The sequence below is a fragment of the Nonomuraea indica genome (assembly GCF_002850745.1).
Taxonomy (GTDB): domain Bacteria; phylum Actinomycetota; class Actinomycetes; order Streptosporangiales; family Streptosporangiaceae; genus Nonomuraea; species Nonomuraea indica.
Map to the genome: position 1 here is coordinate 576,596 of NZ_KZ559467.1, position 15,264 is coordinate 591,859.

General features: G+C 73.3%; 9 protein-coding genes. 5 read left to right on the plus strand and 4 right to left on the minus strand.

Annotation, left to right across the window (positions count from 1 at the left end; all coding sequences use genetic code 11):
- Positions 1–419 precede the first annotated feature (419 nt).
- Positions 420–710: a hypothetical protein gene (locus CXR44_RS38800; RefSeq protein ID WP_144069879.1), complete on the plus strand. Its 291-nt coding sequence runs from the start codon at positions 420–422 to the stop codon at positions 708–710.
- Between the two features lie 104 nt (positions 711–814).
- Positions 815–4,342 (plus strand): BTAD domain-containing putative transcriptional regulator, encoded by a 3,528-nt coding sequence (locus CXR44_RS06720; protein WP_101783989.1) that lies wholly within the window; start codon positions 815–817, stop codon positions 4,340–4,342.
- A gap of 293 nt (positions 4,343–4,635) precedes the next feature.
- Here the strand turns inward: CXR44_RS06720 and CXR44_RS06725 are convergent, their stop codons facing one another.
- The gene (locus CXR44_RS06725; protein ID WP_101783990.1) at positions 4,636–5,547 is read right to left on the minus strand and encodes a prenyltransferase/squalene oxidase repeat-containing protein; all 912 of its coding nucleotides are present in this window, start codon (positions 5,545–5,547) and stop codon (positions 4,636–4,638) included.
- Positions 5,548–5,653: 106 nt separating this feature from the next.
- Here CXR44_RS06725 and CXR44_RS06730 point away from each other — a divergent pair, with 106 nt between their 5' ends.
- Positions 5,654–6,568: an SDR family oxidoreductase gene (locus CXR44_RS06730; protein ID WP_101783991.1), complete on the plus strand. Its 915-nt coding sequence runs from the start codon at positions 5,654–5,656 to the stop codon at positions 6,566–6,568.
- Between the two features lie 7 nt (positions 6,569–6,575).
- On the opposite strand, the gene recD2 is transcribed toward CXR44_RS06730, so the two are convergent.
- A complete protein-coding gene (recD2, locus tag CXR44_RS06735) occupies positions 6,576–8,702 on the minus strand; it encodes an SF1B family DNA helicase RecD2 (protein WP_101783992.1) in 2,127 nt (708 codons plus the stop codon).
- A gap of 119 nt (positions 8,703–8,821) precedes the next feature.
- Positions 8,822–10,345: a golvesin C-terminal-like domain-containing protein gene (locus tag CXR44_RS41630; protein WP_101783993.1), complete on the minus strand. Its 1,524-nt coding sequence runs from the start codon at positions 10,343–10,345 to the stop codon at positions 8,822–8,824.
- Positions 10,346–10,550: 205 nt separating this feature from the next.
- Here CXR44_RS41630 and CXR44_RS06745 point away from each other — a divergent pair, with 205 nt between their 5' ends.
- Positions 10,551–12,533 carry a family 10 glycosylhydrolase gene (locus tag CXR44_RS06745; protein ID WP_101783994.1) on the plus strand — a complete coding sequence of 661 codons (1,983 nt, stop codon included), beginning with the start codon at positions 10,551–10,553 and terminating at the stop codon, positions 12,531–12,533.
- Between the two features lie 23 nt (positions 12,534–12,556).
- On the opposite strand, the gene CXR44_RS06750 is transcribed toward CXR44_RS06745, so the two are convergent.
- On the minus strand, positions 12,557–13,348 hold the full coding sequence (locus CXR44_RS06750; protein ID WP_101783995.1) for an alpha/beta hydrolase: 792 nt from the start codon (positions 13,346–13,348) through the stop codon (positions 12,557–12,559).
- Positions 13,349–13,526: 178 nt separating this feature from the next.
- Between CXR44_RS06750 and CXR44_RS06755 the strand changes: the two genes are divergently transcribed.
- Positions 13,527–15,215, plus strand: a complete 1,689-nt coding sequence (locus tag CXR44_RS06755; RefSeq protein ID WP_101783996.1) for an alpha-amylase family protein — start codon at positions 13,527–13,529, stop codon at positions 15,213–15,215.
- The last annotated feature ends 49 nt before the right edge of the window (positions 15,216–15,264 follow it).

Here is a 15,264-nt window from a genome sequence, read left to right on the forward strand (position 1 = left end):
TCAGGAGCAGTTCACTGGGCTTGATGTCGTCTACCTCGGGGGTCTGAGCAGGACTCCCTCCCGCTGCGTCATACGTCTCCATGACGGTGCGCATCTCCCGCGAGTCATCACGCAGCGAGATCTATCTGAACCCCGAACAGGTCCCAGTGCGGTCTGCCGCACGTGGAAGAGGCCCGGGCGATCATTGGGCCACCGGGCCCGGATCTGCCGCCCGTCCCGCCGGTTTCTGCCGGTTCAAGTACGCCGCCCATGACGTGGACGGTGAGCTCATGGCTTCGCCCCAGGTCACCGGGGGGATAATCGCACAGGTATCGCGACCGCCCGCGATGTGGGAATGTGCGCAGCGGCCACCACGCCTGTGATGCGCCCGCCTTTACCGTCTCTTCTGTGTGCATCCACCGAAGGAACGGAGAAAAGGAATGATGAAAAACATCGCCCGAGCAGCGGCGGTCGCGACCGTGGCCGGGGTCGCGCTCGTCGGCGCAGTTACGCCTGCGTCCGCTGGAACCAAGCCTGCCTGTGTGTCAGTCGACGTGCGTAGTTTCAACCACGTCGTGATGTACAACAACTGCTCGACGAGTCAGCGCTTGCGGGTTGTCTGGAACAACGCCCGAGACTCCGGGTGTTTCACGGTCGCCTCCGGTGCGTCGAAAGACGTGAACGCATACAATCAGCCGTTCGCCTCGTACGACAAGGTTGTTACTTGCTAGCACGGACCAGATGATGATGGCCTCTTCCGGTCACAGGGAAGAGGCCATCATCTGAAATCCGGACGTCGGCCTCTTGTTGATCATCGTGGTAGCTTTGGTCTCCTATGGAGACGGAGCGGCACACGCTGGGCTCGTTCATCCGCGACCGTCGCCTGCGAGCGGGCCTCAACCAGAACGAACTGGCAGCTCATGCCGCCTTGAGCGAGCGTTCGCTGCGTGACCTGGAGGCCGATCGGGTGAGTCGCCCGCGGGCCGCGTCGCTGCGGCGGCTTGCTGAGGCACTGGACATCACCAGTGCGGAGCTGGACACGCTGCTGGCCACCGTCCGCACGGCCCCTGTGGAGCCACTCCGGATCGGCGTGCTGGGATCGCTGTCCGTCCGCGCCGGCGACGCAGCCGTCGATGTGCGGTCGGGCATGCAGCGCCGGTTACTTGGCCTGCTGGCACTGCGGCCAGGACAGCCGGTGCACCGCCAGGAGATCATCGACACGCTCTGGGGCGAGCAGCCTCCGAAGTCCTGCCTGCGCCTCGTCCAACGCTACGTCGGCTCCTTGCGTAAGCTGCTCGCGCGCACGCGGGCGCAGGGTTCCGCCATCTCGCTGGGTTCCGGCGGCTACGTTCTGTCCCCGGCGGCTGGCGACCATGACGTGTTGCGGTTCGGTGATCTTGTCGCCCGCGCGCGGCTGACCCGCGACGAAGGCCGGTTAGCGGCGGCCGCGGAGCTCTTCGACGCCGCGCTGCGGTGCTGGCGAGGCCCGGTGCTGGCCGGCGAAGACCCCCTCCTCGCTCAGCACCCCGCCGCCGTGGCGCTCAACCATGAGCGCATCGCCGCTGCGCTGGCCTTCGCCGACCTCGCTTCGGACAGCGGCGACCATGAGGGGGCCGCCGCCCGATTACGCGAGCTCGTCGCGGACGAACCCCTGCACGAAGCCCTGCACGCCCGCCTCGTCCTGGCAATGGCCGCCAGCGGGGATCAGGCCTCCGCGCTGCGACTGTTCGCGGCGGTCCGCAATCGACTCCGCGACGAGCTGGGCGTCGAGCCGGGGCCCGAGCTGGCAGCGGCGCACCTGCGGGTGCTGCGTCAGGAGTCACCCTCTCGCACGGCCAGCGATACCGGCGAGCCCGGAGCACCCGGCCAGGCGGGCGGTTCCCATGCGGAGCCTTCGGCCGGGGAAGCCGGGCGCGTGATCCCGGCGCAGCTCCCGATGGACGTCCGCGGCTTCGCCGGTCGCGCCGCCGAGCTCGCCCGGCTGGACGGCCTGGTGACCGCGAGCGCCGAACAGCCCACCGCTGTGACGATCATGGCGATCTCCGGCACCGCGGGAGTCGGCAAGACCACGCTGGCGGTGCACTGGGCGCACCGGGTCCGCAGCCGGTTCCCCGACGGGCAGCTCTACCTCGACCTGCGGGGCCATTCCAGGCAGCCGCCGCTGCGCGCCGCCGAGGCGCTGGCGGCGCTGCTGCGCGCGCTGGACACGCCCCCGGAGCGGATCCCGGCCGACACCTCGCAGGCCGCCGCCCGCTACCGATCGCTGCTCGACGACCGGCGGATGCTCCTGCTGCTGGACGACGCGGCCTCGGCCGAGCAGGTGCGCCCCCTCCTGCCGGCTGCTCCCGGCTGTCTCGTGCTCGTCACCAGCCGTGACCGCCTCAGCGGGCTGGTCGCGAGGGAGGGCGCCCGGCGGATCACGCTCGACGTCCTGCCTCCGCGGGAGGCACGCGACCTGCTGGCCTCGGTGCTCGGACGGGATCGGATCGACGCCGAGCCCGAGGACGCCGCGCGGCTGGCCGACCTGTGCGGCCGGCTGCCCTTGGCGCTGCGCGTCTCGGCCGCCCACCTGGCGGACCGGCCCGCGCGGGGAATCGCCGGCTACGCCGACGATCTGGCGCGGGGCAGCAGACTCGCCGCCCTGGAGATCGAGGACGACCCGGAGACCGCCGTGCGCACCGCGCTCGACCGGTCGTACGCGGCGCTGCGGCCTGACGCGCGGCGGGCGTACCGGCTCCTCGGCCTCGTGCCCGGCGCGGACTTCTCCCCGCAGGCCGCCGTGGCGGCGATGGGGGTGGCCGGAGGCGAGGCGGAACGGCTGCTGGAGCGTCTGGCGGGCCGGCATCTGCTGAAGGAGCGGGCACCGGGCCGGTTCGCCTTCCACGACCTGGTCCGGCTGCACGCCCGGGCCCGGGCCGGCGCCGAGGACGGCCCCGCCGAGCAGGCGGCCGTCGTCCGGCGGGTCTGCCGGTGGCACCTGTCCATGGTGGAGGCGGCGGCGGGCCTCCTGTACTCCCACATGCTGCGGCTGTCGCCGCTCGGCGAGGCCACCACCGCGTTCCGCGACGCCCGCGACGCCCGGAGGTGGCTCGACGCCGAGTCGGCGAACCTGGTGGCCGCCACGGCGGAGGCCGCCGCGGGCGCGGCACGGGAGGAGTCCTGGCACCTGGCGCTGGCACTGCGCGGGTACTTCTGGATGTCCGGTGACCTGCCGGCTGCCGAGGCGACGGCCACGGCGGCGCTCACCGCGGCGCGGGCGGCCGGCGACGCCCGTGGCCAGGCGGCGGCGAGGCTGGCCCTCGGTCAGACCCTGATGAGGCTGGGCCGGCTCGGCGAGGCACGGATGCACCTTGACGAGGCCGTCCGCGTGGGCTCCCTGCTGGACTGGCCGGAGCACTGGACGGCGACGTGCACCACGCTGGGCACACTGCATTCCTGGCACGGCCGGCTTGATGACGCGGCCGCCCACTACCGCCGGGGTCTGGAGCTGAGCATGGCACGCGGCCATGCGGACGGTGCGGCGGTCAACCTGGTCAACCTCGCCTTCACGGCCCTGCACGCCGGAGACCTGGAGCAGGCCGTGTCGTACGGGGAGCAGGTACTGACATGCTACGGCGTCGCCGGCTCAGGAGACGGCCACCCGGTGACCCTCGCCGTGACGGGCGACGCCTACCACCTGCTCGGCCGGTTCGACGAGGCGCTCGCCTACTTCGACCGCGCGCTGGAGGCCTACCGTGGGATCGGCAGCTCCGTGGAGGAGTCGGTCGTGCGGGCCACCCGTGTCGCGCTGCACTGCGACGCCGGGCGGTACGATCACGCGCTGCGGGAGGCCGAGGCCGTCGCGCACGCCACGCGCGAATCGGACGGACGGGTGCGCGCCTCCGCCCTGGCCGCACTCGGCACGGTGCACCGGCACCTGGGGAACCCGTCGGCGATCCGGCACCTGCAGAACGCCCTGACGGCGCTGGAGTCCGGTGGCGACCGTGTGCTGGAGACGCAGATCCGGCTCGAACAGGCTGCGACCCACCTGTCAGCCGGTCGGCTCGCAGCCGCCGAGGCCGGCGCCGAACAGGCCATGGCCGTCGCGCGACACGCGGGGTACCGCGTGTGGGAAGGGCAGGGACTGCTCGTCCTCGCCGCCGTCGACCTCGCCCGCGGCCGGCCGGACCGGGCCGCGGAACGCGCGACGTGTGCCCTTGCCCTGCATCGGCGGTCCGGGTACCGGCTCGGCCAGGCTCGGGCCCTGCTCCTCATCGCCGACACCGACGCCCGCTCCGCCGGCTCGGACGCCTCCCGTGCCGAGGCCGAACGCATCCTGGCCGAGATAGGCGCCGTCAGCACTCGGGTCGACCGGCGCGGGTAGGCCCGGCAGGCCGGTCCCGAGCAGCACTCCGGCTCCGCCGCCCGCAGGCCAGCGCCGGCACCGCTCACGTGCGGCCTGCGGAGTGCTGGATCGAGCCCGGCGAAGTGTCCACCGGCGGATGAACCTGCCGCTACGGTTCCCGTTCCGCCCCACAGCGATGTGCGCGCAGCGCTGGAGACGTTCGACCTGTCCGGCGGTCTCTGAGTCGCCAAGCCCCTGGTACGGCGCCGCCGAGGCCTACGCCTGTAAGCCGACAGTGACGCCCGTCTCCGGAGCATCCGGCGACGGGTGTCTCAGAGGCGGCCGTGGCGGTGGAGGGTCTGCAGGGCGCGGACGGTGGTGTGGCCGCGCCAGTCCAGAACTCCGGCCGGTGAGATGGGGGCGTAGTCGACGGTCCAGCCGCCGTCGGGCTCCTGCATGCCGGCCAGCCGGTCCAGGTCGGCCGCGATGCCCTGCGGCGACAGCAGGGAGGCGGCCGGACCGTCCGGAAGGGGCGCGAAGTCCAGCGGGCGCAGCGTCTCCTCCTCGGTGCCGCCCTCGACGTGCATCCGGCCGTCGGGCGGCACGTGCCTGCTCAGGTGGGCGACGAGGCCGGCGGCCTCGGGCCGGGTGCCGTGCACGGCGTCCAGGAAGCGCAGCGCGAAGGCCAGCACGTACGCGTGCGGCGTCTCGTCGATGGCCTCGATGGCCGTCAGGCAGTAGCGGGTGGCCCGGTCGAGCCAGGGGTGGGCGGCCACGGCCGGGTCGTGCGCGGCGACACGGTGCGCGACGGCGGCCGTGACGGCGGTGATCTGCAGCGACGACGTGGAGGTGTCGGCGCCGAGCCACCACGGGGCGCAGCCGGCGGGGGCGGTGACGGGCAGGGCGAACGGCAGGCCGCCGTCGGGCAGGGTGACCGAGTCGAGCCAGTCGCACAGCTCCACCGCCCGCGACGTGGTGGCGGGCGCGATGTCCTCGAACACCTCGAAGGCGTGCGCCGCCGCCCCCGGCTGGCTCTCGGGGGAGCGCAGGTCGGGTTCGAGCCCCCAGCCGTAGCCGCCGTCGGCGTTGCGGTAGCCGTCGAGCGCCGCCAGCGCCCCCTGCACGGCTCCTGCGTCGGTGGTCGCGCCGGCCAGGGCGTGGGTCAGAAGGTCGAAGCGGCGGCGGTCCAGCACCCGCGCGTGGGTGGCCATGAAGGCGGCCGCCGCGGAAAGGTCGATGCTCATGCCCTCATCCTTCCTTCGCCGCCGCCCCGGGTCTTGCAGAAATCGGCCACCACGCCGTCCGGAAAAGATGACACTCCTTGTCGGCTTTTCCTGCCAGCCTCGCACCATGAGTGAATCGCTGAAGGGCAAGGTCGCGCTGGTCGCTGGAGGCACGCGCGGCGCGGGACGGGGAATCGCGGTCGAACTGGGGGCCGCCGGGGCCACCGTCTACGTCACCGGCCGCACCACCCGGCTGGAGCGCTCCGAGTACGGCCGGCCGGAGACCATCGAGGAGACCGCGGAGCTGGTGGACCAGGCCGGCGGGCACGGCATCCCCGTCCAGGTCGACCACCTGGACAGCGACCGGGTGCGCGCCCTCGTCGAGCGGATCGACCGCGACCACGGCCGGCTCGACCTGCTCGTCAACGACGTGTGGGGCGGCGACCCGCTCGCCGAGTGGGACCGGCCGCTGTGGGAGCAGAACCTCGACAAGGGCATGCGGCTGCTCCGCCTGGCCATCGACACGCACATCATCACCAGCCACCACGCGCTGCCGCTGCTGATGCGGAACCCCGGCGGCCTGGTGGTCGAGATGACCGACGGGACCAAGGAGTACAACGACGCCCACTACCGGGTCTCCTTCTTCTACGACCTGGCCAAGACGGCCGTGATCCGGCTCGCGTTCGCGCAGGCGCACGAGCTGAGGGAGCGCGGCTGCGCGGCGGTGGCGCTGACGCCCGGGTGGCTGCGCTCGGAGATGATGCTGGACATCTACAAGGTGCGGGAGGACAACTGGCGCGACGCCACCGCGGCCGAGCCGCACTTCGCGATCTCCGAGTCGCCCCGGTTCACCGGGCGGGCGGTGGCGGCCCTGGCGGCCGACCCCGACGTCATGCGGTGGAGCGGGCAGTCGCTGTCGTCGGGGCAGCTCGCGCAGGTGTACGGGTTCGCCGACGTGGACGGCTCGCGGCCCGACGCCTGGAGATACCTGGTCGAGGTCCAGGACGCGGGCAGACCGGCCGACGTCACCGGTTACCGCTGAGCCCCGCTCAGTTGTCGAGGGTGAGGGCCAGCCGGCGGGTGAGGCCGGTGTTGCGGCGCCGGCCGAGGCGGTGGACGGCGAGTTCGAGGGCGTCGCGCGCGCCGACCAGCACCACCCAGGAGCGCGCCCGGGTGAGCAGGGTGTAGAGCAGCCGGCGGCGCAGCATGACGCCGCCGGCCTCGGCCACGATGGGCGCCACCACGAACGGGTATTCGCTGCCCTGCGAGCGATGCACGCTGATGGCGTAGGCGTGGGTGAGGTCGTCGAGCTCGTCGAAGCCGTAGGTGACCGTGTCGCCGTCGTCGATGCGGACCTCCAGCAGGCGGTCCTCCGGCAGGAGGCGGGTGACGGTTCCGGTCTCGCCGTTGAAGACGCCCTTGTCGTAGTTGTTGCGGATCGGCATGACCCGGTCGCCGGCGCGGAAGACCGACGAGCCCGACCAGTGCTCGGCAACGCCGTCGCGGGCCGGGTTGAGCCGCTCCTGGATCATGCGGCCGACCTCGGCGGTGCCGGCGGCGCCCTTGCGCATCGGGCAGAGCACCTGCACCTGGCCCGGGTCCACGCCCTGCTTGCGGGGGATGGCCTCGGTGGCCAGGTGGACGACGCGCTCGGCCACGGCGGCCGGGTCGTCCAGCTCCTCGAACCAGAAGCCGCCGCCGCCGGGCAGCCGCGGCAGCTCGCCGGCGCGGACGAGGTGCGCCGCCGAGACGATGCCGCTGCCCTCGGCCTGCCGGAAGACGTGGGTGAGCCGGACGCGCGGGATGTCCTCGACGCGCAGCAGGTCGGCCAGCACGCTGCCGGGACCGATGCTGGGGAGCTGGTCGCTGTCGCCGACGAGCAGCAGGTGGCTGCCGGACGGGATCGCCGAGCACAGCCGGGTGGCCAGGTGGAGGTCGAGCATGGACACCTCGTCCACGACGATCAGGTCGGCCTGGGCCGGCGCCTGGTCGAACAGGGCGTCGGGGTCGGGCTGGTGGGCCAGCATCCGGTGGACGGTCATCGCGGGCAGTCCGGTCAGCTCCGACAGGCGCTTGGCGGCCTTGCCGGTGGGCGCGGCCAGGGTGACGGTGCCGCCCATCGCCCGCACCGTCGCCGCGATCACCCGCACGGTGTGGCTCTTGCCGCAGCCCGGACCGCCGGTGAGGACCGAGACGGTGCTGGTCAGCGCCATGGTCACCGCGGCCCGCTGGTCATCGTGCAGCTCCGGGTCCTCCCGGAACGGGCGCAGCGGCAGCGTCGAGCGGGCCCGCCACAGCCGGGACAGCTCGTCGGCCAGCTTGACCTCGCGGGCGTGCAGCTCCTTGGCGTAGACGACGACCTGCTCGGGGCCGGCCTCCACGACCACGCGACGCTCGGCCGTGAGCGCGTCGATCATCGGCCGCACCAGGTCCTGGTCGAGCTCGACCAACTCGGCGGTCTGCGTGAGCAGCGCGGTCATCGACAGATGGCAGTGGCCGCCGCGCACGGCGGCGCTCTCCAGCCGGTCGAGGACCGCGGCCTTGATCCGCTGCGGGCTCTGCTCGGACACCCCCGACCGCAGGGCGATCCGGTCGGCCGTGTGGAAGGCGATGCCGCGCACCCGCCCGATGAGCTGGTAGGGGTCGCGGGCCAGGATGCCGGCCGAGTCGGGGCCGTGGACCTGGTAGATCTTGGCGGCGAGCAGCGGGCTGACGCCGTAGCCCTGCAGGACCACCATCAGCGCGGCGATCTCCTTCTGCTCCTTCCACGCCTCGACGATCTGCGCCTGCCGCGCCGGGCCGATGTTGACGACCTCGGTGAGCCGCTCGGGCCGGGTGTCGATGACGGTCAGCGTCCGCTCGCCGAAGTGGCTGACGATGGCGTGGGCCAGCCGCGGCCCGATGCCGCGGATGAGACCGGAGCCGAGGTAGAGCTGGATCGCGCGCACGGTGGAGGGGACGATCCGCTCGCACGCCGTGACCTGGAACCTGCTGCCGTGGCGGTGGTGCTCGCCCCACTCGCCGGTCAGCCGCAGCGTCTCGCCGGGCTGGATCCCGGCCAGCGCCCGCCCGGAGGCGACGAATCCCGGCCCGCTGTCGGCGCTCATCCGCGCGACGGTGTAGCCGTCGTCGCGGACGTAGACCAGCTGCTCGACCGAGGCGTCCACCGCAGACATCCCATCATCCGGGTACGTCACCGCAGCTTAGGAGACGGGACCGACAGACCGCGCCCGGACGGACCGTACGGCCCGCGCCCGTCCAGGAGGTAGGCAAACGGGCGCGGACCGTACGAGACTCACACGCGGCTGATGCGCACCGCGTCCGCGATGACGTAGCCGGTGCCCGAGGTCCACCGGCTGACGCCCACCACGTTCTTCGTTCCCGCGCTGAGCGAGAACGTCCCGATCGTGCGCCAGGCGCCGCCGCCCGAACGCTGGTCGACGTAGACGGTCTGGTTGCCGCTCGACGTCGCCACGACGAACGGCGCCGAGCTGTTGTAGCCGGGGTCGGCCGGGTACCAGACGTCCACCCGGTAGTTGCCCGCGCTGGGGATGGTGGCCGAGAACCAGGCCGGGTCGCTGGCCTCGACCGGGCTGGCGAACCGGTAGTCGGCGCCGTGCCGGTCGGCGGAGTAGGCCGAGGTGCCCCATGCGCTGCTCGCCGTGAACTGGCCGGCGGTGGCGTTGTCCACGGTGGTGGTCCACGTCGGGGTGCCCGTGCTGCCGGTCACGTAGTTCATGTACGTGGTCCAGTTCCAGTGCGGGCCGGGGTCGGTGTGCGTGGCGCCGGGGACCTGGTTGTGGCCGATGATGTGGGTACGGTCCTTGGGGATGCCGTACTTGTTGCAGATGGCGCGGGTCAGGGCGGCCGAGGCGCGGTACATGGCGTCGGTGAACCACGAGGCGTCGCTCACCCAGCCCTCGTGCTCGATGCCGATGGAGCGCGTGTTGTAGGTCCAGTTGCCCGCGTGCCAGGCGATGTCCTTGTCCCGCACCATCTGGGTGATCGCGCCGTTGGACGACTTGACCACGTAGTGCGCGGAGACGTTGGCGCTGGGGTTCTGGAACCACGAGATGGTGCCCGCGTACGAGCCCTGGGTCACGTGGATGATCACCCGGTCGATGGCGTAGCTGGACTCGCGGCTGGAGACGGTGTAGTTGCCGGAGTTGGCGGCCACCCAGGCGGCGTCGGGGTAGTCCGGGCTGGCCACGGTGGCCTGCGCGGACAGGTCACGGGCCGTGGCCAGGTCGCCGCGGTCGGCGGTGACCTCCTGCGGCTTGACCGTCACGCCGCGGGCGCTCACGCCGAGGCTGAGCAGCTCGTAGACGGCGTCGGCGTACAGGCGGGCCAGTTCGGGGGAGGAGGCGTTGCCGTACCTGGCCACGGCCTGGTACCAGCGGCCGAGGTCCTTGCGCGCGGCCTCGTCGAGGCCGAGATCGTCGGCCTGGGCGCGCAGGACGGCCGCGCCGCCGAGGACGTTGGCCGCGTCGTCGGTCTTGAGCTTCCCGGCGGGCAGCCCGGTGAGCTCGGCGGCCTTCTCCAGGGCCTTGGTGGTGGGGTTGCTGACCAGGTGCATGACGCCGTAGCCGCCGCTGGCGCTGGGCTCGCCGCCGTGGCCGTCGAGGTGGGTCTCGGCGTAGGCGAGGGCGACGAGCAGGTCGCGCGGCACGCCGTGCTCGGCCGCCGCGCGGTCGAAGGCGGCCGGCAGGTCGGCGGCCCGCTGGACGGGCTGGGCGGTGACGGGCTGGGCGGCGATGAGGAGGAGGGCGGTGAGGGCGGAGGTGACGAGTGCGACTAATCGCGTACGGGCGAACCTCATGGGGGGCTCCTCGTTGGGGGGCAACGGGTGCACAGTAAGGGACATTCATGACATATGTCGATAATTGACATTACCGGGGAGTTAGAAGAAACTTTTCGCCCGCGCCGGAGGCCAGTCAGGCGTGCATCGGGGAACGGCCTGGGGCTCCAGCCTCTGGGTGTGAAGACTATTGACGTTCTCTTGACAGCGACTGAAACTTCTCTTCGTGACCCCCCTGCGGACCCTCCTGGTGGTCCTCACCCTCGCGCTGCTCGGCGCCGTCGCCCCCGTCGCACCACTCCCCCCCGCCTCCGCCGCCGCCTCCGCCGCCGTCTGTGCCACCGATCCCGCCACTCCCAAGCGGCAGCTCCGCGCGATGTGGATCTCCTCCGTGGCCAACATCGACTGGCCGAGCCGCACCGGGCTCACCGTCGCCGCCCAGCAGGCGGAGTTCCGCGCCTGGCTCGACCTCGCCGTCGCCAGGCGCATGAACGCCGTCGTCGTGCAGGTCAGGCCGACGGCCGACGCGTTCTGGCCGTCGCCGCACGAGCCCTGGTCGCAGTGGCTCACCGGAACGCAGGGCCGCGACCCCGGCTACGACCCGCTCGGCTTCATGGTCGCCGAGGCCCACGCCCGCAACCTGGAGCTGCACGCCTGGTTCAACCCGTACCGGGTCGCCAACCACGACGACGTCAGCGCGCTCGTCACGAGCCACCCGGCGCGCCGGAACCCCTCCTGGCGCTTCGCCTACGGCGGCAAGCTCTACTACAACCCCGGCCTGCCCGCCGTCCGCGCCTTCATCCAGGACGCCGTCATGGACGCCGTCACCCGCTACGACCTCGACGGCGTGCACCTCGACGACTACTTCTACCCCTATCCGGTCAGCGGCCAGACCATCCCCGACAGCGCCGCCTACGACCAGTACGGCGGCGGCTTCGCCAACGTCCACGACTGGCGGCGCGAGAACGTCAACCTCCTCATCCGCGAGCTCGACCAGCGCATCCACCAGGCCAAGCCGCACGTCTCCTTCGGCGTCAGCCCGTTCGGCATCTGGCGCAACGCCGCCACCGACCCGCTCGGCTCGGCCACCTCGGGGCTGCAGTCCTACGACGCGATCTACGCCGACACCAGGCGGTGGGTGAAGGAGGGCTGGATCGACTACGTGGCGCCGCAGATCTACTGGCACATCGGGCACACCGCGGCCGACTACGCCGTGCTGACCGCCTGGTGGGCGCAGACCGTGCGCGGCACCGGCGTGCAGCTCGTCATCGGCCAGGCCGCCTACCGGGCGGGCGCCTCCGGGCAGGACGCGGCCTGGCAGGACCCGGCCGAGCTGAGCGACCACCTGCACGTCAACCGGCGCCATCCCGAGGTGTCCGGCGACATCTTCTTCAGCGCCAAGGACGTCAAGGCCAACCGGATCAACGCCTTCGCCACGCTCGCCGCCGCCCACTACACCAGGCCGGCGCTCCTGCCGGCCCGGGGCGGCGCCGCAGCCCCGGCTGCCCCCGCCCTCGGCTCGGCCACCCGCGGGTCCGGCGGCGTGACCGTGACCTGGACGCCGGGGCAGGGGCAGCCGACGGCGTACGCGGTCTACCGGGTGGACGGCACGCCCACCACCGCCGACCCGTGCGCCTTCGCCGACGCCCGCAACCTCCTCGCCACCACCCGGAAGACCACGTTCACCGACGCCACGGCCTCCGCCACGGCCGCCTACACCTACTACGTGACGGCGCTCGGCCGCACCCACCAGGAGAGCGGTCCGAGCGCGGGCAGGTCCGTCCCGGGCTCCGGCGGCGGCGCGTTCAGCGTCGTCCTCGACAACGCCGGCGCCGGGTTCACCGCCGGGTCGGCCTGGGGCACCTCCACCTACTCCAGCCAGCTCCACGGCACCGACTACCGCTTCGCCGAGCCCGTCGCGGCCAGCGACCCGGCCTGGTTCCGGGCCGCGATCCCGAGCGCGGGCAGCTACCGGGTCGAGGTCTGGTACCCGGCCAACGCCGGTTACAACAGCGCCACGCCGTACGTGGTCGCGGCGAGCGGCGGGAGCCGGACGGTCACCGTGGACCAGCGGACGGGCGGCGGCGCCTGGCGGTCCCTGGGAACGTTCACCCTCGACGCGGGGACGTACAACGTGGTCGGCGTGAGCCGCTGGACGTCGGCGGCCGGCTACGTCATCGCCGACGCGGTCCGCATCACCAAGCTCTGACCCGCCGCCGGGCAGTGCGGACGTCAGCTCCAGCCGCGCGCCCGGAGGAAGGCGGCGCACCGCCGGGTCCAGTCACCGGCCTCGGGCTCGGCCTCGGCCAGCCCGAGACCGTGGACGCCGCTGGGGTACACGTGCGCCTCCACGGGCACGCGGTGCCGGGCCAGCGCGCCGGCCAGCATGAGCGTGTTGTCCACCGGCACGGAGGCGTCGTCGGCCGTGTGCCACAGGAACGTCGGCGGGGTGTCCGGGCCCACCCTCCGCTCGATCGACAGGGCCGCGGCGTCCCCGCCCGGACCGTCCCCGCCCGGACCGTCCCCGCCTGGACCGAGGAGGTTGGCGACCGAGCCCCGGTGCGCGGCCGGGCCGGTCAGCGTGACGACCGGGTAGCACAGCACCGCCAGCCCCGGCCGGGGGTCGGCCGCGTCGACGTCGTCGTGCGGCCCCGGCGGCAGCATGGGCCCCGTCTCGGTGGCGAGCAGCCCCGCCAGGTGCCCGCCCGCGGAGAACCCGAGCACGCCGACCCGCAGCGGGTCCACGCCGTGCCGGGGCGCGTGGTGCCTGACCCAGCGCACGGCCCTGGCGGCGTCCAGCAGGGGCAGCGGGTAACGGTGCGGCGCGACCCGATAGGACACCACGAAGGCGGCGACGCCGAGCGAGTTCAGCCACCGCGCCACCGGCGCCCCCTCGTGGGCGGCCTGGCGGGCGTAGCCGCCGCCGGGCAGCACCAGCACGGCCGGGCTCGGCCGGGGCGACGCCACGGGAAACACGGTGACCCGCGCCTCGTCCTGACCGGGCCACAGGGGGTGCTCGCTCATCCGCCGCCTTTCTCGCCCGGCCACCGTACCGAGGGACGGTGGCGGCGTGCACGACGCGAGGCAAGCTGACCCGGAGTTCGTCTGTCACGTGAAGAACTCCGGCATCCTCGCTCTCCGTCTCGCAAGTGATCGCGGAGAGTCTTAGAGTGGTCGGTGTGGTGGACGGGGCCGGGCGCAGGTGACGTTCCGGGCCGGGGTCGTCCCGCGCGTGCTGCTCGCCCTCGCCGCGCTCCTGCTGGCCGCCGCGCCCGAGGCGGTGCGGGTCGTCGACGCCTCCGGCTGCCCGCCGCGTGACCCCCGCGCGACAGCGGTCTACCCGATCACCGGCTACTGGATCAACCCGCGGCCCGACCGGTGCGAGACGCGCGAGGTGGTCTCGGCGATCCGGCGGCTGGGCGGCGACACCGTCATCACGTTCGGCTCGCGGCTCACCGCCGTCCGGGCCGACGGGGCCGGACGGCTGTTCGACGCCCGCAGCGGTCAGGCCGACCCCGCCTTCGCGGGCTGCCTCGACGGGGGCAGGCCGTGCTACCTGGCCGCCCGTGACGCCGTGCCGGGCAAGGAGATCCGCCGCGTCTTCACCTACGTCGCCCCGGAGCACTTCGGACCGGATGTGCTGCGCTGTCCCGGTCTCGACCGGCGCGTCCGGAGCGGCGGGCGCACCTACTACCGGATCCTGCTCGGCGCCTCCTGCTCCGCCGGCCCGTTCGACCTGGTCCTCGCCGTCACGGACGGCGACGGCATCGGCAACCTGCTGGCCGAGGCGGCCGGCCACGGCATGAAGGTCTACCCGGGGCTGCCGGCCGCGCCGCAGGACCCGGTCAAGCCGTGGCTGCCCCACCTGCCGCACCTCGACGCGCTGACCGCCTTCACCCGCCGCGTGCTGGACGACTACCGCCGCCGGCACGGGGCGTCACCGGCGCTCGCCGGGGTGTACCAGTCGTTCGAGCTGGCGATGCGCGACCGGCCCGACGACGACGAGGTCCTCGCCCTGTACCGCGCGCAGCACGCGGTCGCCGCCGCCGCGCTGCCCGGCCGGACGATCGTGGTCAGCCCTTATTGGGACGCCCGGCGTGAGCGCGGCTTCCCGCCCGCCGAGGCGGGCGAGGGGTTCGCCGAGATCGCCGCCACCCGGGCGGGCGCGCCCATGGCCATCGCCGTCCAGGACGGGCGGGGCACCGGCAAGGTGCCCGTGTACGGTCCCGGCCAGGCCGACGAGCGGGTGGACCCCCGGCTGGAGCCGGTCGTGGGCGCGGTGACCTACCGGCAGGCCTACCACGGCTCGACCCGCGACTACGTGGAGGCGGTGGCGAGCCGTCCGGTGCCCGGCGTGGAGCTGTGGGTGAACGTCGAGCTCTTCGAGCCCACCCCCGTGGCCGGCGAGTGCTCCAGGACCGATCCGCTGCCGTTGCGCGGCCGTGCCTCCAAGGCTCGCGTCGACAGCCAGATCATGGCCGTGGGCGGGTACGCCGCCAAGATCATCGCCTATCGCTGGGAGCCGTTCGTCGTCTGCCGCGACGACGCGGACAGCCCGTCGCTGGGCGAGAGCGTCGCGGCGGCGTGGAACGATCCGCTCATCGTGCGCGCCGCACGCAGCCGCGTGGACGGGCGCGAGGGCATCCAGGTCCAGGGCCACCACCTGCGCGGCGGCACGCTGCGGATCTCCTACCGGCAGCCGGGCGGCGCGACCACGGTCGTCACCGCGGCGCAGGAGCGGCACACCCCCGCCGCCCGGCCGGGCGGGCCGGAGACGGCGTGGGCGCCGTTCACCCCCGCCGGCCTCGACCCGGACCATCCGTGGATCACCGTGACGGCCGTCAACGGCGCCGGACGCTCCAGCACGGCCGCCCACGCCTTCCGTGGCTGAGACCTGCCGGCCGCCGTGGGCATGGGCCGCCCGGTGCCCGCCCCATGCC